General features: G+C 63.4%; 18 protein-coding genes. 10 read left to right on the forward strand and 8 right to left on the reverse strand.

All coding sequences use genetic code 11. The features are described 5' to 3' along the window. Positions 1-33: 33 nt before the first annotated feature. Positions 34-474 (forward strand): SMI1/KNR4 family protein, encoded by a 441-nt coding sequence (locus C1A35_RS03845; RefSeq protein ID WP_104663034.1) that lies wholly within the window; start codon positions 34-36, stop codon positions 472-474. A gap of 237 nt (positions 475-711) precedes the next feature. Continuing rightward, positions 712-1,302 (forward strand): GNAT family N-acetyltransferase, encoded by a 591-nt coding sequence (locus C1A35_RS03850; RefSeq protein WP_104663035.1) that lies wholly within the window; start codon positions 712-714, stop codon positions 1,300-1,302. Positions 1,303-1,469: 167 nt separating this feature from the next. Here C1A35_RS03850 and C1A35_RS03855 read toward each other — a convergent pair whose 3' ends face one another. The 4 genes from C1A35_RS03855 to C1A35_RS03870 form a co-directional block, all read right to left on the reverse strand. After that, positions 1,470-2,000 (reverse strand): dihydrofolate reductase family protein, encoded by a 531-nt coding sequence (locus tag C1A35_RS03855; RefSeq protein ID WP_104663036.1) that lies wholly within the window; start codon positions 1,998-2,000, stop codon positions 1,470-1,472. A 177-nt stretch (positions 2,001-2,177) separates the two neighbouring features. After that, on the reverse strand, positions 2,178-2,543 hold the full coding sequence (locus C1A35_RS03860; RefSeq protein WP_104663037.1) for a hypothetical protein: 366 nt from the start codon (positions 2,541-2,543) through the stop codon (positions 2,178-2,180). A gap of 271 nt (positions 2,544-2,814) precedes the next feature. After that, positions 2,815-4,104: an NAD(P)/FAD-dependent oxidoreductase gene (locus tag C1A35_RS03865; protein ID WP_104663038.1), complete on the reverse strand. Its 1,290-nt coding sequence runs from the start codon at positions 4,102-4,104 to the stop codon at positions 2,815-2,817. A 384-nt stretch (positions 4,105-4,488) separates the two neighbouring features. Beyond that, positions 4,489-5,937 carry a L,D-transpeptidase family protein gene (locus C1A35_RS03870; RefSeq protein ID WP_104663039.1) on the reverse strand — a complete coding sequence of 483 codons (1,449 nt, stop codon included), beginning with the start codon at positions 5,935-5,937 and terminating at the stop codon, positions 4,489-4,491. Positions 5,938-6,104: 167 nt separating this feature from the next. On the opposite strand from C1A35_RS03870, the gene C1A35_RS03875 reads away from it, so the two are divergent. The 3 genes from C1A35_RS03875 to C1A35_RS03885 all read left to right on the forward strand — a co-directional run bounded on the left by C1A35_RS03875 (position 6,105) and on the right by C1A35_RS03885 (position 8,287). After that, positions 6,105-6,947 (forward strand): DUF4432 family protein, encoded by an 843-nt coding sequence (locus C1A35_RS03875; RefSeq protein ID WP_440271498.1) that lies wholly within the window; start codon positions 6,105-6,107, stop codon positions 6,945-6,947. 90 nt (positions 6,948-7,037) lie between these two features. Then, the gene (locus C1A35_RS03880) at positions 7,038-7,376 is read left to right on the forward strand and encodes a TIGR01244 family sulfur transferase (RefSeq protein ID WP_104663041.1); all 339 of its coding nucleotides are present in this window, start codon (positions 7,038-7,040) and stop codon (positions 7,374-7,376) included. Between the two features lie 560 nt (positions 7,377-7,936). Continuing rightward, positions 7,937-8,287: a cupin domain-containing protein gene (locus C1A35_RS03885; RefSeq protein WP_104663042.1), complete on the forward strand. Its 351-nt coding sequence runs from the start codon at positions 7,937-7,939 to the stop codon at positions 8,285-8,287. Positions 8,288-8,622: 335 nt separating this feature from the next. Here C1A35_RS03885 and C1A35_RS03890 read toward each other — a convergent pair whose 3' ends face one another. The 3 genes from C1A35_RS03890 to C1A35_RS03900 are packed head-to-tail and all read right to left on the reverse strand — an operon-like array spanning position 8,623 to position 12,201. Then, positions 8,623-10,269: a thiamine pyrophosphate-binding protein gene (locus C1A35_RS03890; protein WP_104663043.1), complete on the reverse strand. Its 1,647-nt coding sequence runs from the start codon at positions 10,267-10,269 to the stop codon at positions 8,623-8,625. Between the two features lie 31 nt (positions 10,270-10,300). Then, positions 10,301-11,254, reverse strand: a complete 954-nt coding sequence (locus tag C1A35_RS03895; protein ID WP_104663044.1) for a DMT family transporter — start codon at positions 11,252-11,254, stop codon at positions 10,301-10,303. Between the two features lie 11 nt (positions 11,255-11,265). Continuing rightward, a complete protein-coding gene (locus C1A35_RS03900; protein ID WP_104663045.1) occupies positions 11,266-12,201 on the reverse strand; it encodes an alpha/beta fold hydrolase in 936 nt (311 codons plus the stop codon). 185 nt (positions 12,202-12,386) lie between these two features. On the opposite strand from C1A35_RS03900, the gene C1A35_RS03905 reads away from it, so the two are divergent. The 5 genes from C1A35_RS03905 (at position 12,387) to metF (ending at position 18,070) form a co-directional block, all read left to right on the forward strand. Continuing rightward, the gene (locus C1A35_RS03905) at positions 12,387-13,169 is read left to right on the forward strand and encodes a ribonuclease T2 (RefSeq protein ID WP_104663046.1); all 783 of its coding nucleotides are present in this window, start codon (positions 12,387-12,389) and stop codon (positions 13,167-13,169) included. Positions 13,170-13,368: 199 nt separating this feature from the next. Further along, positions 13,369-15,018: an energy-dependent translational throttle protein EttA gene (gene ettA, locus C1A35_RS03910; RefSeq protein WP_104663047.1), complete on the forward strand. Its 1,650-nt coding sequence runs from the start codon at positions 13,369-13,371 to the stop codon at positions 15,016-15,018. Between the two features lie 366 nt (positions 15,019-15,384). Next, a complete protein-coding gene (locus C1A35_RS03915) occupies positions 15,385-15,690 on the forward strand; it encodes a hypothetical protein (RefSeq protein ID WP_104663048.1) in 306 nt (101 codons plus the stop codon). Positions 15,691-16,100: 410 nt separating this feature from the next. After that, on the forward strand, positions 16,101-17,120 hold the full coding sequence (locus C1A35_RS03920; protein WP_104663430.1) for an ArsR/SmtB family transcription factor: 1,020 nt from the start codon (positions 16,101-16,103) through the stop codon (positions 17,118-17,120). 2 nt (positions 17,121-17,122) lie between these two features. Further along, entirely contained in the window at positions 17,123-18,070 is a 948-nt protein-coding gene (metF, locus tag C1A35_RS03925; RefSeq protein ID WP_104663049.1) for a methylenetetrahydrofolate reductase [NAD(P)H], read from the forward strand. A gap of 760 nt (positions 18,071-18,830) precedes the next feature. Here metF and C1A35_RS03930 read toward each other — a convergent pair. Next, positions 18,831-19,769: a DMT family transporter gene (locus C1A35_RS03930; protein ID WP_104663050.1), complete on the reverse strand. Its 939-nt coding sequence runs from the start codon at positions 19,767-19,769 to the stop codon at positions 18,831-18,833. Positions 19,770-19,960: the final 191 nt, after the last annotated feature.

A 19,960-nucleotide genomic window follows, 5' to 3' on the forward strand; every position in this document is an offset into this window, starting at 1 on the left:
CTCCTAGAAATACAGCAGAGGACATCCCGGCAAATGCGCGTGGCTGGCTTTCAACCCAAGGATGACCTCTTGCCCGACGCCGTCTTGGTCGGTGCCGCAATGATGCTGGGCGTTGATTTCCCGCCGTTGTACCGCGAGCTAATTCGCACTCACAATGGTGCCTACGGTGATGCAGAGTTCCCCGTCACGGGAACCCCGCAAGCCGGTGGGTTCGGATTGTGGCTCTCGCTATTGCCGTGGGATACTGAGTCTGTATGGACATCTCTCGCTTGCTGGAAGGAGCATGATTTACCGCGCCAGATCATTCCCTTTGGAGAAGACGGTGGAGGAAACCTCGTATGCTTCGATTATCGATCATCGTCTGAGCCGTCCATTGTGCTCTGGTACCACGAGCTGCGAGGTCAGGACGGGCTTCATCCCGTTGCAGAGCGTTTCCCAGACTTCCTGACGCTTCTCCGCGAGGCTGTCGATTAGACAGCGGTCGTGTAGGCGGCCGTCCGCGCTACGCGCAACGTCGTCGAGGGGAGAGCTTTCTGTTGCAGTGTTCTGCTGATTCAAGAACGCGAGCGACCCAGCGACAACTGCAGCTCCTGGCGTTTATCCGGGGCGTTTCTGTGGGGTTGTTAGGGCTGTCGAACGGGGGCAGCTCCACGACGAGACAGCGTGTTTTTGTGTGAAAGCGGTCAAAGACTGCTTTCACACTTCGCGCCTATGGATTTAGGTGGGCCGAACGTATCCACGGCAGAACCTCTAGAAGTGCAAAACACGCCACCCGTTGAACTAACGACAAGCCGCCTTGTCCTGCGTGCAGCCCGCTCTGAACACGCAGCGTCCGTGTTTGCGGAATACACAGGCAACAGTTTGGCAGCGCGATTTTTGCCGCGCGGCGCTCATCCTGCACAAGCCAGCACCGAGGCGGTCATCCATGCGTGGGGAGAAAGCAACTGGTCGGATGGCGACCGCTTCATCTGGAGCATCATCGACCGCAGCGACCAGCGGTCGATCGGCCTCTTCCTTATGTTTCTGGATGGGGACAGCGCGGAAATTCACTATGGCATCGGTCCGGCCTATTGGGGACGGGGACTGGCGACGGAAGCCGGCCTGGCGATCATGCACTGGGTCAAGCAGCAGTCACGCCTGTCCGAGGTTCATACCGTATGCGCGGCAGCGCATGAGGCCAGCTGCCGTGTTCTCGAAAAGATCGGCCTTGTGCGTGGCCAGTTCCTGCCCGGCGCCTTGTTGCTGAAGGCGACCGGGGAGAGGGTCGACGGTTGGTTCTACCGCTGGAGACGCGCCGCGTGAGGGCAACGGGAACGCCAACGCGCCGGACCCCTGGCTTGAAAAGCAAGATTGCTGCTGAGCGGACGGGTTCGTGCTACGGCGTGAACGCGCCTTCCGATCGAAGCGGCGCCTCGGATCGGGCATGATCCGGGGCGTTTCTGCTCGGTCGGGCTGGCAGGCCCGGTAGGCTAAGCAGGAACGTAAACCAGCCGCACCACGTCCTCGCCGATCCGATCATGAGATACCAGGCGGAGCGGCGGCCGGGGGCCGGCGAAATAGGGGTTGCCGTGACCGAGCACGACCGGGTGCAGGTAGATCCGGTACTCGTCGATCAAGCCAAGTTCGGTGAGGCTGTGCGCCAGGACCGGGCCAGCCACTTCGATCTCGCCGTCGCGCTCGGCCTTCAGCTTGCGCACCGCGGCGCCGAGATCACCATCGACGAGCCGGGCGTTGGGTCCGACAGACGTCAGCGAGCGTGAGACGACCCATTTCGGCTGCTTCCGCCACGCCGCCGCGAAGGCGCGTCTGTCCGCATCCCATTCGGGATGCTCGTCGTCCCAGTAGCGCATGATGTCGTAGATGCGGCGACCGTACAGGCTGCCCGCCTGCTGTTCGGCCTCCTTGATGAAGTGGCGGAAGAGCGTGGGGCTCGGTCCAAACTCCATGTGATCGACGTAGCCGTCCAGCGACTGATTCATTCCGAACACGAGCTTTGCCATAGCCAGTTCCTTGTCTCGAATGGCCCGTTCGCACGGGTCTGCTTGCGAGGTGCAATCAGTCGAGGTTAAGGTGACTGATCTCAAATCGCAAGCGGTTTTTGGGTTTCGGCGCTGAAGGTCACGACCGTGCGCCGGTCTCCATAGCGCGCCACCGCCGGCAGGAGAGGGCTGGTGGCGCTACTGCGAATTGGCCGCTGTCGGCCTTCTGCGCTTCGTCACGGCCTTTTCCTGGTGCTGGTCGTACCAGCTATCCGGGAACGCGATGCTCCACATCAGGTGGCGCAGGTCCCCCGCGTCGATGCCCCGATACCCCAGTTCATCCAGCCGAAGCAGTAGCAACATATGATCGGTGATGACGATCAGCCGGGCGTGGTTGCCGACCTGAAGCAGTGCCGGGCGCAATGCCGCATGGGATTTGAAGCTGAACGATGCGGCGATTGCCTCGTCCAGGTGCGAGGACTTGATGTGCGGATAATGATCCCGGAGGGACTTCTTCAGGGTGGCGATGTTGGACGGCGAGAACCTGACCTGCGGGTGCAGCATGAGACGATCCGATGCTCCTGGTCGAAGTCTGCCGATTACGCTTCGACGTTGATGAACATGGTCGTCGAGTAAGGTTCCGCGGCCCTTCAACCCGGCAGCAGGTTTGGATGGGCAACCGCGATGGACGCTACACCCCAAGGTTTCAACATTCAAAGATAGGTCAGCATGGGCCCGGCGCAGTCCGGCCGGCGACTGGCCACGCATTTCACCCTGCGCCGGAACGGCGCGGCATGTTGCGGACCGACATGAACGGTTCGCGCCGTGCCCCGTCTCAGAATCGCCGGTCGATGAAGTGCTTGGCCTGCGCGCCCGCATGGTAGAAGGCGGACTTCACGCCGCGCCAGGTGTCCGGAGTCACGGGCGTTTCGGCGAGCGGGATCGCCGAGGTCTCGCCGGTAACGTGGCTGGCCAAGGCGCGGCCGAAGACGGTGCCTGGCGCGATGCCGCGGCCGTTGTAGCCGCTGACGGAGACGACGTTGGGGGCAAGCGTGTGCATGGCCGGCAGGTTATTGGTGGTCATGCCGATGCGGCCGTCCCACCAGTACTCAAACCGGAAGTCGCCGAGGAAGGGGAAGAGCTTGCGCAGCGAGCGGGCGGCAAAGGCGCGGTGCGTGCCTTCGGCGATCGCGTCGAGCCTTCCGATCGAGCCGAAGATCAGACGGTTCTGCTGGTCCATGCGGAAGGAGGTCATGACGAGGCCGGTGTCCCAGGTGCCCTGGCGCTCCGGCAGGATGCGGGCAGCCACGGCGTCCGGCAGCGGATTGGTGGCAAACTGGAAATAGGGCAGGATCGTCAGTTCCCGCGTATGGGCCTGCCACGGGCTCTCGGCGAACAGGCCGCCATAGGCGTTGGTAGCAAGGATGACCTGTTTTGCGCGGACCACGTTGTTGCCGGCCTTCAGCACCCAGCTGTCGCCCTTTCGCTCGGCGCCAGTCAGTGGCGTGTCGGTGTAGATTTCGGCGCCGGCGGCAAGGGCGGCACGCGCCAGCCCGCGGGCATAGGCGAGCGGCTGGATGGTTCCCGCGCGGCGGTCGAGCAGGGCGCCGGAAAAGCCTTCGGCACCGGTGAGCGCGTGCGCGCGTTCGGCCGAGAGCGCCTCGACCGGAGCACCGCGCTTCTGCCACTGCGCTTCGCGGTCCCTGATTTCGGTAACGCCTTCGCTGCCGACGGCCATATGCAGCGTGCCGTTGCGAACGGCCTCGCAGGCGATCCCGTGTTTTTCGACCAGCGCATAGACCATCGACGGGCCGTCGCCGAGTTCGGTGAGCAAGCGGTTGCCGGCCTCGGCCCCAAGCGTCGAGATCAGGTCGTCGGGCTTCACCCACATGCCGGCATTGACAAGGCCGACATTGCGGCCGGAGCCGCCAAAGCCGATCATCCTGGCTTCGATGACCGTTGCCTTCACACCTTTTTCGGCGAGGTGCAGCGCTGCCGAAAGGCCGGTAAAGCCGCCGCCGATGATCGCGACATCGGTCGTCAGGTCATGGCTGAGGGGCCCGGTCTCAGGGGCGGCCGGTGCCGTCGCATGCCAGAGGTTGGGCAGGGTGCGCTCCGTCGCCATTCAGGCCATCCTTCACGTGCGGCCGCATGTCGGCCATTGTCATCGAGATAACAGGTGATAGCCGATTGGCGGGAAAATTCTCATGACAATGTTTCATGAAGTCATGATGCAAGGAGAGAGGTTAAGAGCGCGGGGCCGGGCGCTCGAAAAAAAACCGCAGCTGGGTCGTCGGCAGCTGCGGTCTTTGCAAATTGATAGGTCTGAAACAATTTAGCCGACGGGTCGGCGCAAAGACATTTAACATCGAGTGCCTTGTCGTGGATGGTCAACCAGGCAACTCCATCATCTATGCTGCAGACGCGAAGTCACTCACCCAATTGGGGGAAACCGTGCAAAAAAATGCCCGAAAAACAACGCTTCGACTGACGAAAATCTGTCGTTCCGTCAGTCGACGAACTCGACCGTGACGCCGGCGCTCACCATCTTGGCAAGCTCGGTCGCGTCCCAGTTGGTCAGGCGCACGCAGCCATGGCTCTGGGTCTTGCCGATCTTCGACGGTTCCGGCGTGCCGTGAATGCCGTAGGTGGGCTTCGAAAGCGCGATCCAGACGGTGCCGACAGGACCGTTCGGACCGGGCTGAAGCGTCAGAATCTTGTCGTTGTTGCCCTGCTTGAAGTTGATCTTCGGATTGTAGGTATAACCCGGATTGAGCGCGATGCGCTCGACATTGACGGTGCCTGATGGAGACGGCGTGTCGGACGAGCCGATCGTTGCCGGGTAGGCGGCGATGAGCTTGCCGGCGTCGTCATAGGCCAGCACCTGCTTGCGCGCCTTGTCGGCGAGGATGCGGGCGACCTTGCCGGTCTTGTTGGCGCCGGGATTGATGACCTTGATGATGGTGCCGGGGATGGTGAAGTCGACGCCCGGGTTCAGCTCGCGCAGATAGGCTTCGTCCATGTGGAACTTCTCGCCGAGCATTTCCGTCGTTGAGGTAAACGACATGTGCGGCAGCATCGCCTTGTGCGCATAATCCTCGGGAATGGAGGCGACATAAGGGCCGGCGGCGTCGGCCGCCGTGATCGTATAGCTGGTGATCGGCATGCCGCCGCTCATGCGCAGACGCTCGAGAATGTCCTCGGTGTTGTTGGGGTCGAGCGTTTCGCCGGTGGCCTGCTGCCATGCCTCGATCGCCTTGGTGACGTTCGAGCCCATCTTGCCGTCGATGACGCCGGGCGAGAAACCTTCGCGATCGAGGAAGACCTGCAGCGCTGTGATTTCGGCGCGCGACTTCGACTTGACCGAGATCGCCGGCGGCATCGACTGGCGCATCGGGTTGCCGTCGTTCGGATCGACGGAGGCTTCTTGCGTGCCGTCGATCAGGCCCGGCAGGCTGTTTGGCAGTTCGTTGCCGTCGGTCGAGGGCGGAACGACGTCGCGGTAATCGGGAATGGAGCCGGTGACATCGCCGGGCTCGGAATAGCCATAACCGGTTTCCCGGTTGCGTCGGTTGGAATAGATGTCCACGTCACCCTGACGGCGGTAGCCGCCATAGTCGCCCTGGCGGTTGCCGCCGTAGTCGCGTTGACGGCCGCGATTGTTGGGCACCACAGTTGCGACCACATTGCCCCAGCTGTCGATCAAAAGCGTGCGGCCGCGGCTGTCGCGCATGGTCTGCACTTCGTCGGAGCGGGGCACATAGTCCAGGATTTCGCCGTCGGGCGTGACCAGCATGACGTCATCGCCATAGCGATTGTAGCCGCGATAGTCCTGTGCCAAGGCAGCCGTCAGATCCACGGCAAGAAAGCCGGCTGCGGCGAGGAGCGAGAGGCCTGTGCGGGTCGCTGACGTCACGAGAGAACCTGTTTTCATTGTGGTGAATGTGGCGCGGTACATTTGGATTTCGACGTTAATGTGAAAAAAATGAATTCATCATGAACAAGCGGTTAAATTCTATCTAGGCGGTGCAATCCCGGGCTTCAACCGGTGAATTGCGTCTCTCCTCAGCTATCATGTCTTTGTGATTGCAGTGATTCTGCGGCCGATTTGAGGAAGAGGACATGCTGAAGACGCTCGAAGAACCTCAGGATCTTCAAGAGAATCATGTGCTGTTCGACCGGCTCTCGGCGCTCGATATCGCCGCCTTCGTCGTCGACGGCGTCGACCTGTCGCCGGGGGCTGCTATCCCGTCGGATGGGGATCCCAGGATCGACCGGGCGCTTGCCGGTTTTCTTTTCACCTGCGGTCCAGAACATATCCGCCACCCGGAACCGGTCGAGGGCGGGGCGGACGGCGCGCGCTACCCGCTGCATGGGTCGCTGGCCGGAACGGCCGTCAGCGAAACGGCGATGGCGAGCGACGGAACCGCCTGCACGGCGACGATCGTGGTGGCGCTTGCGGGTGGCGGGCAGGCGCGGGTCGAACGGCGCTGGCGGATCGATGCCGCGCGACACGAAGTGGTGCTCGAGGATCGCGTCGTCAATTCAGGGACATCCGCCTTTCCGCCCGTCATGATGTATCACCTCAACATTGCCGGCCGCCTGCTCGGGCCCGATACCCGCATCGTCAGCGCGTCGCTTGCGGGCGGCGCGAGCGCCTGGCGTTTCGGCGACGGCGAGAGCGCGCATTTCTGCCTGCCGGCGGCCATTGGTTCCGACGGCTGGTCGGAGGTCACGCTTGCGGGCCTTGCCGGCCTCGGCGGGCGGAATCTGAAAGTGCGGTTCCGGGCAGACACGCTGCCGTTCCTGCAGATGTGGCGCTGCCAGCGCGGCGAGGCCAACGTCATCAGCATCGAGCCGGTGTCGCACCGCATCGCCAAGCGGCCGGAGCTGGCGGCGGCCGGGGAACTGATTCCGCTTCAGCCGGGCGAGGCACAGAGCTACGCCATCGCCTTTTCGGTCGTCTGATCATGCGCCTTGACGATGCGGCTTTTGAATTGACGGGAGATGAGGCTGCGCCTACATCAGGGGCCACCACATTTGCTGAGGAAGACGACCATGGACATCCGCCAGATCAACGACGAATACTCGGTCACCGGCCAGATCACGGTCGAGGATCTCGACCAGATCAAGGCGCTCGGTTTCAAGTCCATCGTCTGCCACCGCCCGGACTTCGAGGCGCCGGACCAGCCGACCTTCGATTCCATCGCGGCGCGTGCCGAAGAGCTCGGCATCGAAACCAAGCACATTCCCGTCGGCCCGATGGGCGTGACCGCCGATGCCGTGAAGAACATGGTCGACGCGCTCGACGAGTTCCAGCGGCCGATGCTCGGCTATTGCCGTTCGGGCGCGCGCTCGACGGCCGTCTACCAGCAGACCCAGCATATCCGCGGCTGAGCCTGAGCAATACAAACACCCTCGCGCTCGGCCGTATCGTTCCATCTGACCGTGGAGGATCGGCATGGCCGAAGCGCATCTCATTTCGCGCGAGCAATGGGCGGATGAGCGGGGGTAGTCCGGTATGCAATCCTGATTCAGAGGAATGAGTATGCTTGGCCTAATTCGCTCGCATATTCGTTACTATAGGGCACTTCTACTTGTGCTGCTGGCCGCCTCTTTTGCTAGTGGATACAGTAGATCTGTCGTTCTCTGGGTGGCGGTCCTGTATCTTGCCGGCAAGATATATGAAGCATTTATGATGCGTGGCGGAGATCACTTCGCGAGAAACGCCTTTTCATTAAAGTTGACGTTGGTCTGTAGACTGGTGGATGCAGTTTGGGACGGATTTCGGGGGCTTAAAGAACGGGCATGACGGACATCTAGTGACCGATGTCAGATTGTCACCGCTCCGACTCTCGCTCTGCCAGCAGATCTAGCATGTTCGCGGCTGAGCAAGGGTTGTAGTCCCCGTGGATCGCGCTCGGCCGTTTCGTTCCATCTGACCATGGAGGACCGGCATGGCCGAAGCGCATCTCATTACACGTGAGCTATGGGCGGACGCGCCCGACGCCTGGAAGGGCGAATTCGAGGGTGGCGTCTATGGCGCAGGCCTTTCGGTGATCTTCGTTTCCACCGATGAGATCGGCTACGGGCCGAAACTGCACCGCCATCCCTATCCTGAAACCTTTATCGTCCGCGTCGGCCGCGCCCGCTTCACCGTCGGCGATCGCACCATCGACGCCGAGGCCGGTCAGATCGTCGTGGCGCCGGCCAATGTGCCGCACAAGTTCGAGAACCTCGGGCCGGGGCGTCTGGAGACGACCGACCTGCATGAGGCCGGTGCGTTTTCGACCGAGTGGCTGGAGTAGGCGGCAGGGCGGTTCGCGGTCGCTGGCAGGGTAAGGTGTCAGCGTTTCCCGCGCCGCGGACGCGGCGCTGCTGGATTTCTGTGACAAGCACAGGAATGAGGGAGGGGGAGGAAGCGCCGATAACGCTCTGGCGTTTGCTACGGCCTGCTCCCGCTCTGCACATTTGCGGGGTTATCGACCCCGGGTGCGTATGGCGGAGCGCCCCGCAGGGCGCGTCCTCCATCAAAACAACCCACAGCCGCGGCTTTCAGAACGCCCTCATTCCTGTGCTTGTCACAGGAATCCAGCCACGGCGCGTCTGCGCCGTGATTGAACCCGGCTTGAGTGACGCCTGCTCAGCCAGCCCTGATCTCGCTCAGCGTGCGCGTCGGCGTGATTGCCTCCGGGTCGAGCTTGATCTCGATGATCGCCGGCTTGCCGCTGGCGCGCGCCCTCAGGAACGCGTCGGCAAACTCTTCCGTCCTCTCGACCGTTTCGCCATGGCCGCCATAGGCGCGGGCGAGCGCTGCGAAATCCGGGTTGGTGAGATCGGTGGCGCTGACGCGACCGGGATAATCACGCTCCTGGTGCATGCGGATCGTGCCGTAGATGCCGTTGTTGACGACGACGGTGATGATCGGCAGGCGGTAGCGAACGGCGGTGGCGAATTCCTGGCCGTGCATGAGGAAACAACCGTCGCCGGCAAAGCAGATGACTTCGCGATCCGGATGCAGCTTCTTGGCGGCGACGGCGGCCGGCAGGCCGTAGCCCATGGAACCCGAGGCGGGAGCGGCCTGGGTGGCGTAGCGGCGGAAGCGGTGGAAGCGGTGCACCCAGGTGGCGTAGTTGCCGGCGCCATTGGTGAAGATCGTATCCTCAGGCACGTTCGCCTCGATCCAGTTCATGATCGGGCCCATCTGGACCGCACCCGGGCCGGTCTCGGGCGGCGTCGACCATTTGAGGTAGGCCGCGTGCATGGCCTCGGTGCGCGCAGACCAGGTCGGCTCGCCCGAAGGTGCAAGGCCTTCCAGCGCGGCGACGAAGTCGCGCGGGCTGGCGGCGATCGCCAGCTCCGGCCGGTAGACGCGACCGAGTTCGGAACTGTCAGGATGCACGTGCACCAGGGTCTGGCGCGGGTAGGGGCTGTCCATCAGCGTGTAGCCGGAGGACGGCATCTCCGAGAAGCGGCCGCCGAGCAGCAGCACGAGATCCGCTTCCTTGATCTCCTTTGAGAGAGCCGGGTTGATGCCGATGCCGACGTCGCCGGCGTAATTCGGGTGCAGGTGGTCAAACAGCATCTGGCGACGGAAGGAGCAGCCGACCGGCAGCTTCCAGCGCTCGGCGAAACGCTGGAACTCAGCGACGCTTGCCGCCGTCCAGCGGGTGCCGCCGAGGACGGCGATCGGGCGCTTGGCGTTCTCGAGCATTTCGCCGAGCCGCTTGACCTGCGCCGGGCCCGGATGCCCTTCGACCGGCTGGTACGGCTTGGCGGCGGGCGCTTCGGCGCTGCGGGTCAGCATGTCCTCGGGCAGGGTCAGAACGACCGGGCCGGGCCGCCCGGAGGTGGCGACGGCGAAGGCGCGGGTGACGAATTCCGGGATGCGGGCAGGATCGTCGATCTCGCCCACCCACTTGGCGACCTCGGTGAAGGCGCGGCGGTACTCGATCTCCTGGAAGGCTTCGCGTTCGCGCGCCTCGCTTTGCACCTGGCCGATGAAGAGGATCATCGGGATCGAGTCCTGCCTTGCGACATGGAGGCCGGCCGAAGCGTTGGTCGCGCCCGGGCCGCGGGTCACCATGCAGATGCCGGGCTCGCCGGTCAGCCGCCCCCAGGCGTCCGCCATCATCGCCGCACCGCCCTCCTGGCGGCAGACGAGCACGTCGATGTCGGTGTCGTAGAGCGCGTCGAGCACGGCGAGATAGCTTTCTCCCGGCACGCAGGCGATGCGCTTCACGCCGTTGGCGACGAGCGCGTCGACGATGAGCTGACCTCCAGTTTTCATGATATTCCTCCCGATGGTCTTTCTTTTGTTTTCAGATGGCGGGTGACACGGGTGCCACACTCGTATCCTTGTGAATGCGGCGTTCGCGCCAGATGATGTAGAGGCCGGAGCCGATGATGATGGCGATACCGAGCCATTTCAGTGCGTCGGGCAGATCGCCGAAGACGAGCCAGCCGAAAATGGTGGCGGAGACGATTTCGAGATATTGCAGCGGCGCCAGCACCGAGGCCGGGGCGGCACGATAGGCATAGACGCCGAGCACGCCCGATATGGTGGCGGTGACGCCGACGCCGAGCAGGTAGTACCAGGCGGCGCCTTCGGGCCAGACCGGATCGAAGATGCCGGAACCCGTGCCCTCGCCGAAATAGAGCAGCACGAGACAGAAGAGCCCGCCCCAGATGCCGGCATGAAACTGCATTGACCAGGGATCTTCGTTCTGCGCCACCATGCGGGTGACGAGCAGGAAAACGGCAAGGCCGAAGGCGGCGACGACGGGCAGGAGCGCAATCCAGCCGACCTCCTGCATGCTCGGCTGGATGACGAGCAGGGCGCCGAAGAAGCCGACGCCGCAGGCGGTGTAGCGCCGCCAGCCGATCGTCTCCTTCAGGAAGATGCTGCCGAGGATCGTCAGGATGATCGGCTCGACGAAGAAGATCGCGATCGCATCCGCAACCTCCATCACCTTCAGCGTGGTGATGAAGGAGAGCATGGTGACGACCAGGAGACCGCCGCGCAGCGCGTGTAGCCCGGTCTTCCTCCAGGTGAGATCAAAGAGGGTGCCGCGGATCAATACGATGGGCAGGATGAAGATAACCTGCAGCAGGAAGCGCGTGGCGGTGATTTCAGCCGAGGGAACGGTGGCGATCGCGAGCTTGGCGAAGATGTCGATCAGCGGCGACAGAAGCACCGAGATCACCATCAGTGTCAGCCCGTAGGAGATGCGGCTGTGGTCCGTGGCGATCTTGGAAAGGGAAATGTCGGCCATGATGTTTCCGGTCAGCGGCGCCCTGCGACAGCGCGCAGACACCAGGCGGCGAAGTCGGCTGTTGCCTGTTCCCGGCCGAGTTCGTTCAGCGTCTCGTGGCGCATGCCGTCATAGACGGTGACGGTGACGTCGCTGAGGCCGGCGGCCTTCATCTTCGTGCCAAGCCAGCGGATGGCATTGCCCATTTCGGTCGATGGGTCGGCGCTGCCGCCGACGAGATGAACGGGCAGGTCGTTGCGAAGCCGCGCCAGCCGGTCGGGCCGGGCGCCGGCGTAGGACAGGCGGAAAAGATCGAGCCAGAGCGAGACGGTCGCATCGAAGCCGCAGAGTGGGTCGGCGGCATATTTCGCCACCTCGACGTCGTCGCGCGACAGCCAGTCGAGATCGGTCTTGCGATCCTTGATCGCGCCGCCCCACATGCCGAAGGTAAGCCTGGTCAGGAGCGGGCTCGGCACATCCGAGCCTTTGAGCGCCTTTTCGATCTTCAGGATCAGCTGCCCGCCGCGGCCGGCTAGACCGGGACGGAAATTGGAGTTCCAGACGGCGAGCGCGTCATAGAGGCCGGGATCGGCCTCGGCAGCGTTGAGCGCGATCAGCCCGCCCATGGAATGGCCGAAGAGGACGACCGGAAGCCCCGGATTGTCGGTGGTCGCGATCTCGCGCACGGCGCGAATATCGGCGAAGACCTTGTCGAGGCCGTCGCGGTTCGAAAACATGCCAAGCGGCGCGTCCGGCGCCCGCGTTGCGCCATGGCCGCGATGGTCGTGGGCATAGACGTGAAATCCATGGCCGGCCATCGCCTCGGCAAAACGGGCATATCGGCCGGAATGCTCGGCAAGGCCATGGCTTAAGAGAAGGATGCCGCGGGCCTCTGTGGTTGCCGGAAAATGCCGCCAGCTCAAGCTGGCACCGGTCGGGCTCTGATGCGTCTTCACCTGCCCGAACATCTCTTCTCCCGGCAACAATCGACAGACCTTAGAGATTTCAAATCGATTTGCGTGGTAAAGGCAATCGCCGCTTGTTGATCGTTGCGCATGAGGTCACAAGCGATTTGGCGGCATCTGACATTAGGGGTTGCAATTTTCCCGTTTTGAGCGATATTTGTTCCCGTTTTGTTTTGCGGGAGGATATCATGGTGAGTTTGCTGAAAGCGATATCGGGTCCGGCGGCGGGCATTTTTGCGGTGCTGGCGCTGTTGCTTGCGCCGGGAGCCTTTGCTGCCGGTGAAGACCCGTCCGAGGCGGCTGCGCCTGCAAGCGCTGCCAGCCGCACCGAGTATGTGCTGGCGGTGAGCTGGCAGCCCGGCTTCTGCGAGACGCGGCCTCAGCGCAAGGAATGCGAAAGCCAGACGGCGGAGCGCTTCGACGCCACCAATTTTTCGCTGCATGGCCTGTGGCCCTTGCGCAAGAGCTATTGTGGGGTGGCAGCCGAGGCGCGCGCCAAGGATCGCAAGGGCAGCTGGCTGGAGCTGCCGAAACTTGCGATGGCCGACGACACGGCGGCGCGGCTGCTCGTCGCCATGCCCGGCGTGCAGTCCGGCCTCGACCGGCACCAGTGGCTGCGGAGCGGAACCTGCCAGAGCGGCTCGGTCGACGACTATTTCTCGGTGCAGCTGCGGATGCTGGAAGAGCTCAACCGCTCGGCGGTCGGCGCCCTGTTCCGCCAGCGTGCCGGCTCGGAACTCGATGAGGCGACGATCAAGCAGGCCTTCGACCAGAGTTTTGGTGCGGGAGCCGGCGACCGGGTGCGCATGCGCTGCCAGACCGTTCAGGGTCGCAGCATCATCACCGGGCTGACGATCGGGCTTGCCGGCGACGTCATGAAGGCATCGAGCCTCGGCCCACTGATCCAGGCGGCCGGCGCCACCGAGTTCAAATGCGCCAAGGGCATCGCGGATACCGCCGGTCGCGGCTAGGGCATTTCGCGCGGGTGGGGCCATGCCAGGGGCCCCGGGGCGCGGATTTTGCGGCGCCTCCTGGCGTTGCTTGCCTGATGTGTCGATGGGGATGTTCGTTTTGGGATAGGACGGGGGCGGATGCCTTTGCTCATTGCCCCCTTCCACTAATTCGCCTACATAGCGGGCAAATTTCCTTATCCCTGCGGAGCATTCCCTCATGGCACGTCAGTTCATCTATCATATGGCCGGACTTAATAAGTCCTACGGCGCGAAGAAGGTTCTCGAGAACGTTCATCTGTCGTTCTACCCGGACGCCAAGATCGGTATCCTCGGCCCGAACGGTGCCGGTAAGTCGACGGTTCTGCGCATCATGGCCGGCCTCGACAAGGAGTTCACCGGCGAGGCCTGGGTGGCAGAAGGTGCGACCGTCGGCTACCTGCCGCAGGAGCCGCAGCTCGACCCGACGAAGACCGTGCTCGAAAACGCCATGGAAGGCGTTGCCAAGAAGAAGGCGATCGTCGACCGCTACAACGAACTGATGATGAACTATTCCGACGAGACGGCGGAAGAGGGCGCCAAGCTCCAGGACATCATCGACAGCCAGAACCTCTGGGATCTCGAGAGCCAGGTGGAAATGGCCATGGAAGCGCTGCGCTGCCCGCCGGGCGACGCGGAAGTGACCAACCTGTCGGGCGGTGAAAAGCGCCGTGTCGCGCTCTGCAAGCTGCTTCTGTCGCAGCCTGACCTGCTGCTCCTCGACGAACCGACCAACCACCTCGACGCCGAGACGATCGCCTGGCTTGAAAAGCACCTGCGCGAATATCCGGGCGCCGTGCTGATGATCACCCACGACCGCTACTTCCTCGACAACGTCACCGGCTGGATCCTCGAGCTCGACCGCGGTCGCAGCATTCCTTACGAAGGCAACTACTCGGCCTACCTCGTTGCCAAGGCCAAGCGCATGCAGCAGGAAGGCCGCGAAGAGGCGTCCCGCCAGAAGGCAATCGCCCGCGAACAGGAATGGATCGCATCGAGCCCCAAGGCCCGCCAGGCCAAGTCCAAGGCCCGTATCCGCTCCTATGACGAACTGGTCAACGCGGCGGAAGCCCAGCGTCCGGGCGACGCGCAGATCATCATTCCGGTCGGCGAGCGCCTCGGCCAGGTGGTCATCGAGATGGAGGGCGTCACCAAGGGTTACGGCGATCGCCTGCTGATCGACAACCTGTCCTTGAAGCTGCCGCCGGGCGGCATCGTCGGCATCATCGGCCCGAACGGCGCCGGCAAGACGACGCTCTTCCGCATGATCACCGGCCAGGAACAGCCCGACGGCGGCTCGATCCGCATCGGCGACACCGTGCATCTCGGCTATGTCGACCAGAGCCGCGACGCACTCGACGGCAACAAGACCGTGTGGGAAGAAATCTCCGGCGGCGCCGAAGTCATCAAGCTCGGCAAGCACGAGATGAACTCGCGCGCCTATTGCTCGACCTTCAACTTCAAGGGCGGCGACCAGCAGCAGAAGGTCGGCAACCTCTCAGGCGGTCAGCGCAACCGCGTTCACCTCGCCAAGATGCTGAAGTCCGGCGGCAACGTGCTGCTGCTTGACGAACCGACCAACGACCTCGACACCGAGACGCTGGCCGCACTCGAAGTGGCGCTCGAAAACTTCGCCGGTTGCGCCGTTATCATCAGCCACGACCGCATGTTCCTCGACCGCCTGGCAACGCACATTCTCGCCTTTGAGGGCGACAGCCAGGTCGAGTGGTTCGAAGGCAACTTCGAGGACTACGAGAAGGACAAGATCCGCCGCCTCGGCCCGGACTCGGTCAATCCGAAGCGCGTCACCTACAAGCGCCTGACGCGCTGATCGCATTGGGCGCGCCGCAGTCTCTGCGGCGCGCCTGACGTGTCGCGTTTGCTTGCCGTGGCAGGCGAACGCGGCCCATGATCTGGGCCAAGAGCGCTCGGGCGGGTCGCACCACGGTGCACCAGAGCGCCGCAGCAGTGCCCGGAAAATGCCGGAGAGCGCGCGCCGGTCATCATGTGCGGCTGGCGGCTCGGCGGGCAGAAGCGCTCGAGCACGCGCCACTCGAAGTCGGTCGGGTCACATCGGCGTCCTTTTGATGCTGGATCAGAAGTCTGCCTCTCTTGGAAGCCGCCAGTTGCGAATGCCCCTTGTCGAGCGTTGCCCGCGAATGAACAGATGGTGCAAGACAGTTTCGAGAGGTCAATCATGGAACGGCTTGATCGCGACGCTCCGCTTCCTGCCGAGATGCAGGGCCGGTGGGTGGACGTGCAGGATTCGACTTCGAAACTGATCGTTCGGGGTGGCGAAATCATCTGCTTCGGAGAAGCCGTTTCCTACGATTACAAGCTGGTTCATACAGAGGATGGGGCGCTGACCGTCAGTCTGAAGATCAACGATCAAGCGGCCGAGGACGCCTTCCAGCGCGCCAACATCACCGAGTTGGTGATAACGCCCGAAGGCGATTTCCACGCCTACAATGCCAAGTTCGCCAGCCAGTTCGAACGCATTTAGCGACATCGCCGCGCGTCTCGGCCGGCGCGCGAAGGTTGCTGATGGCTTTTGAATTCCTGCATTTTGGTCCTGTGGTCGGCTTCCTCTGAAAGGAGGCATGCAGGCCAAGGGCGACCGCCAATGCGTGGAACCGCATTTACGGGTGCGCGGCTAAGAACGGGCGATGCGCCGGCTTCGCCCATTTTGCTGCATGGCATTTTCGCGGCCAGCGCCGGACGCCTTTCGCAAGGTGCTTGCCGCCGACCATCCTGACGGCCAATGGCAGTGCCTGCCGGGTTGGCGCAGGGCCGCGACGCGATGCACGCAGGACCTGTCTTGTGCACGCCATTGTTTGGCCTCTGCGCGCAAATCTGCTTGCGTCACCACTGCAAATCACATAAACATATCTTTATGTGTTGATGGGGATCGTGATGGCTCTTCAGAGAGAACTGGGTCTGGATGCGTTGGTGGACGTGCTGAAGGCGGCGGGTGAGCCGACCCGCATGCGTCTCGTCGCGCTGCTGGCCGCCGGCGATCTCACGGTCACCGATCTTACCGAAATTCTCGGCCAATCGCAGCCGCGCATTTCCAGGCACCTGAAGCTGCTTGCCGAGGTCGAGCTGATCGACCGCTACCAGGAAGGCGCTTGGGCCTATTTTCGCCTCCGGCAGGACGGTGCTCGCGTCGGGCTCGTGCGGGCGATGCTGGCCTCCGCCTCCGCCGACGATGCGGTGCTTGCGCGCGACGCTGCGCGGCTTACCACCTTGAAGAGGGCGCGGTCGGAGAAGGCCCAGGCCTATTTCAGCCGCAACGCCGCCGGCTGGGACGAGCTTCGCCGCCTGCATGTCAGCGAACGCGACGTCGAGGCGAAGCTGCGCGAGATGGTCGGCGACGAACCGGTCGAAAGCCTGCTCGATCTCGGAACCGGCACCGGCCGCATCCTGCAGCTCTTCGAAGGTCTCTATCGTCGCGGCATCGGCGTCGACGCCAGCCGCGACATGCTCGCGGTCGCGCGCTCCAACCTCGATCGTGCCGGCATCACCAAGGCCTCGATCCGCCACGGCGACATCTTCAACCTGCCGCTCGACGGCCAGGCCTTCGATCTCGTCACCATTCACCAGGTGCTGCATTTCCTCGAGGAGCCGGAAGCGGCGATTGCGGAAGCGGCGCGCATGCTGACGCCGGGCGGGCGGCTGGTCATCATCGACTTCGCTCCCCATGGGCTTGAGCATCTGCGCGACGAGCACGCCCATGCGCGCCTCGGCTTCTCGCACCAGGCGATGGCCGATTGGCTGGCGAAGGCCGGCCTTGTGCTCGAAAAGACCACGGATCTTTCGCCTGAGGGGGCGGACGATGGAAAACTGACGGTGACGATCTGGCTCGCGCGTGATCGGCGAGCCGTGAATGAGAATGAAACGCCGCGGCCGCGTGTCCAGGCGGGGGGAGTTTGATTATGACGGCACAGACGCTTTATCCGGCCGAACGCGGCAATCTCCGGCTCTCCTTCGAATATTTCCCACCCAAGACCGACGAGATGGAGGCGCAGCTCTTCCAGGCGGCGGAAGACCTCTCGGTCTTCGGTCCTGCCTTCGTGACGGTCACCTATGGCGCCGGCGGCTCGACCAAGGCGCGCTCGCTGACGACGGTCAGGCGGATGATCGAGGAGAAGGGCTTCGCCAGCACTGCGGCGCATCTGACCTGCGTCGGCGCGCCGAAGGCGGAAGTCGATGCGGTCATCGATGAATATCTGAGCTTTGGCGTCCGCCACTTCGTGGCGCTGCGCGGCGATCCGCAGGGCGGCCTCGGCAGCATCTACCAACCGCATCCGGAGGGTTATGCCAGCAGCACCGATCTCGTGCGGGCGATCCGCGCGCGCGGCGACGATATCGAGATTTCGGTTTCGTCCTATCCGGAAAAGCACCCGGAGAGCCCGGACGTGGCAGCCGACATCGACATGCTGAAGCGCAAGGTCGACGCCGGTGCAACCCGCGCGATGACCCAGTTCTTCTTCGACAACAACGATTTCGAGCGTTACCTCGAGCGGGTGCGTCGCGCTGGCGTCAATATCCCGATCGTGCCGGGTATCCTGCCGATCAATAATCTGGCGCAGGTGCAAAAATTCGCCGGCCTTTGCGGCGCCAGCGTGCCGGAGGCGATCGTCACCCGGCTGGTGCATCTCGAAGACCGGCCGGAGGAGCGCTTCAAGGAGGCGACCCACATCGCCGCCGAGCAGATCGTCGATCTCGCCCGCCGCGGGGTGCGCGACTTCCATCTCTATACGATGAACCGTTCGCCGCTCGTGACTTCAGTGCTTGATCTCGTCGGGTTCGAGCGGGTCGAGGCGGAGGCGGCGCCCCCGATCGATGCGCCGCGGATGGTGGCGGCCGGCGCTGCGGCCTGACCTTCACCGGCACCTTTGCGACGCGCAAGGCTCACTCTCCATCCTGAACTGCGGATGGCGGCGAAAGCGCCGTGCGTCCTGGCAGACCGTGCAGGTGGCAGTGCCCTTCAAATAGCGACGTGCCTGTCGGGGGTAGCTCGGCTGCGGTCGCAGCAGACACGCCGATCGCCGCAGCATTCGCCAAAAAGGAAAGCGCCCGAAGATCGATCTTCAGGCGCTTTCTCGTTTGTCGCAGCGTCTAGACCCTGTGCTCTCTTGGCGGTCTAACTGGCTTGGTGCTGCAAAATGGTTTCCCGGAAATTTAAGTCCCTATTCGGTTTGGACTCTCAGCGGCCGCTCATCAGATGAAGAGCATCGTGGCCACGAATACGAACGCTGCACTGATCATGAGGACATTCAGCGAATGTGTAAGGCCCATGGAAGACCCTCCCTGCGTTAACGCGTTAAAACATAGGGCGAAATCACGACGCGTTAAAGGGAAACTTGTGCTGCAGTGCGAAATGCGTGAGCCGATGGGGTCTTATTCACAGGGCTATAATTCTGATTTTATTTAAGTTTCCAGGATGCCACATTTTTTTCACAATCGCTTCGGCAAGGTTAATATATCCGTCTGTAACCATGCGTGAGTGGCCCAGGAAGGGACGCAAATCGGCCGCCGATTCCCCTCCGGAGTCACGCATCAACCGGTGCGCCGAGGTCGCTGCGGCACCTGCATCGTGCTGTCGTTTGATCGGCTCGGAGCAAATGGGCCCTGTCGTCGTCAGGCCGGCCGTTTGCGGCGCAGGATCCGACCATCGAGCACCGCAAGGCCAAGGGCGATCAGCACCATGCCGGCGAAATCGGCCGCCTGCAGAGTCTCTCCGAGAAAGAGGTAACCGAGCAGGATCGCGCTTGGCGGCACCAAAAGGGTGACCAGCGAGGCGTTGGTGGCACCGGCCTCGCGCATGATGCGGAAATAGAGAATGTAGGCATAGGCCGTGGAGACGAGTGCCAGGCCGAGGATCGACAGGATGACCTCGAGGGGTGGCATCGGCAGCATCCAGGGCGTGTCGATGAAGGCAGCCCCGGGCAGCGCAATCAGCGTCGAAGCCGTCAGTTGGCCTGCGGCCGTCACCGGCGGTGCCAGATCGCGGAACCTCTTGCCGTAGGTGGCGGCAAAGCCATAGCTGATGGCGGCAAGCACCGGCAGCACGAGCGCCCAGAGCGGCACGCTGCTCGACGTGCCGAAGAGACCGGCGAGCGCGCTCGGCCCGATCAGCACGACGGTGCCGGCAAGCCCCAGCAGGCAGCCGGCAAGCTTGGCGGAGCTTAGCTTCTCGTCCTCCGTCGCCATGTTGGCGATGATCACGGTCCAGACCGGTGTCGTGGCGTTGAGGATCGCGGCAAGCCCGGCGCCGATCTCGGTCTGGCCGAGAAAGATGAAGGCATGCGGGATGACGTTGTTGATCAGCCCCATCAGCGCGAATTCGCGCCAGCGGCCGGCAAGAGCCTCGTACATGCCGAAGCGGCCGCGGATATAGATGTGCAGCGCCAGCGCCGCTAGCCCCAAGCGCAGGAATACCAGCGTGAAAGGCGGCACATGGGCAACGGCGACGCGGGCGAAGAAGAACGACCCGCCCCAGATCAGGCCGAGCAGGGCGAGCAGCGCCCAGGTGCTGACGTTCATCTGATGGCCGTCGACGGTTGTTCGCGCATTCATGGTGAGGCCCGTCCGTGCTGATTGGTTGCTCGCCGTCGGCCTCCTCCCGGCGACGCGCGGAGGGGATGGCGCACGGGCCGTCTTCGCTGCTCCCGGGTCGGTTGTGCGCCGACGGCCGATTCATAACCCGGCTTGCTCACCGGAACCACCCGGTTCTTGCGGCGATCATGGCGGCTGGGCGAGGCATGACA

It is taken from the genome of Ensifer adhaerens, from assembly GCF_002940685.1.
Taxonomy (GTDB): Bacteria; Pseudomonadota; Alphaproteobacteria; order Rhizobiales; family Rhizobiaceae; genus Ensifer; species Ensifer adhaerens_E.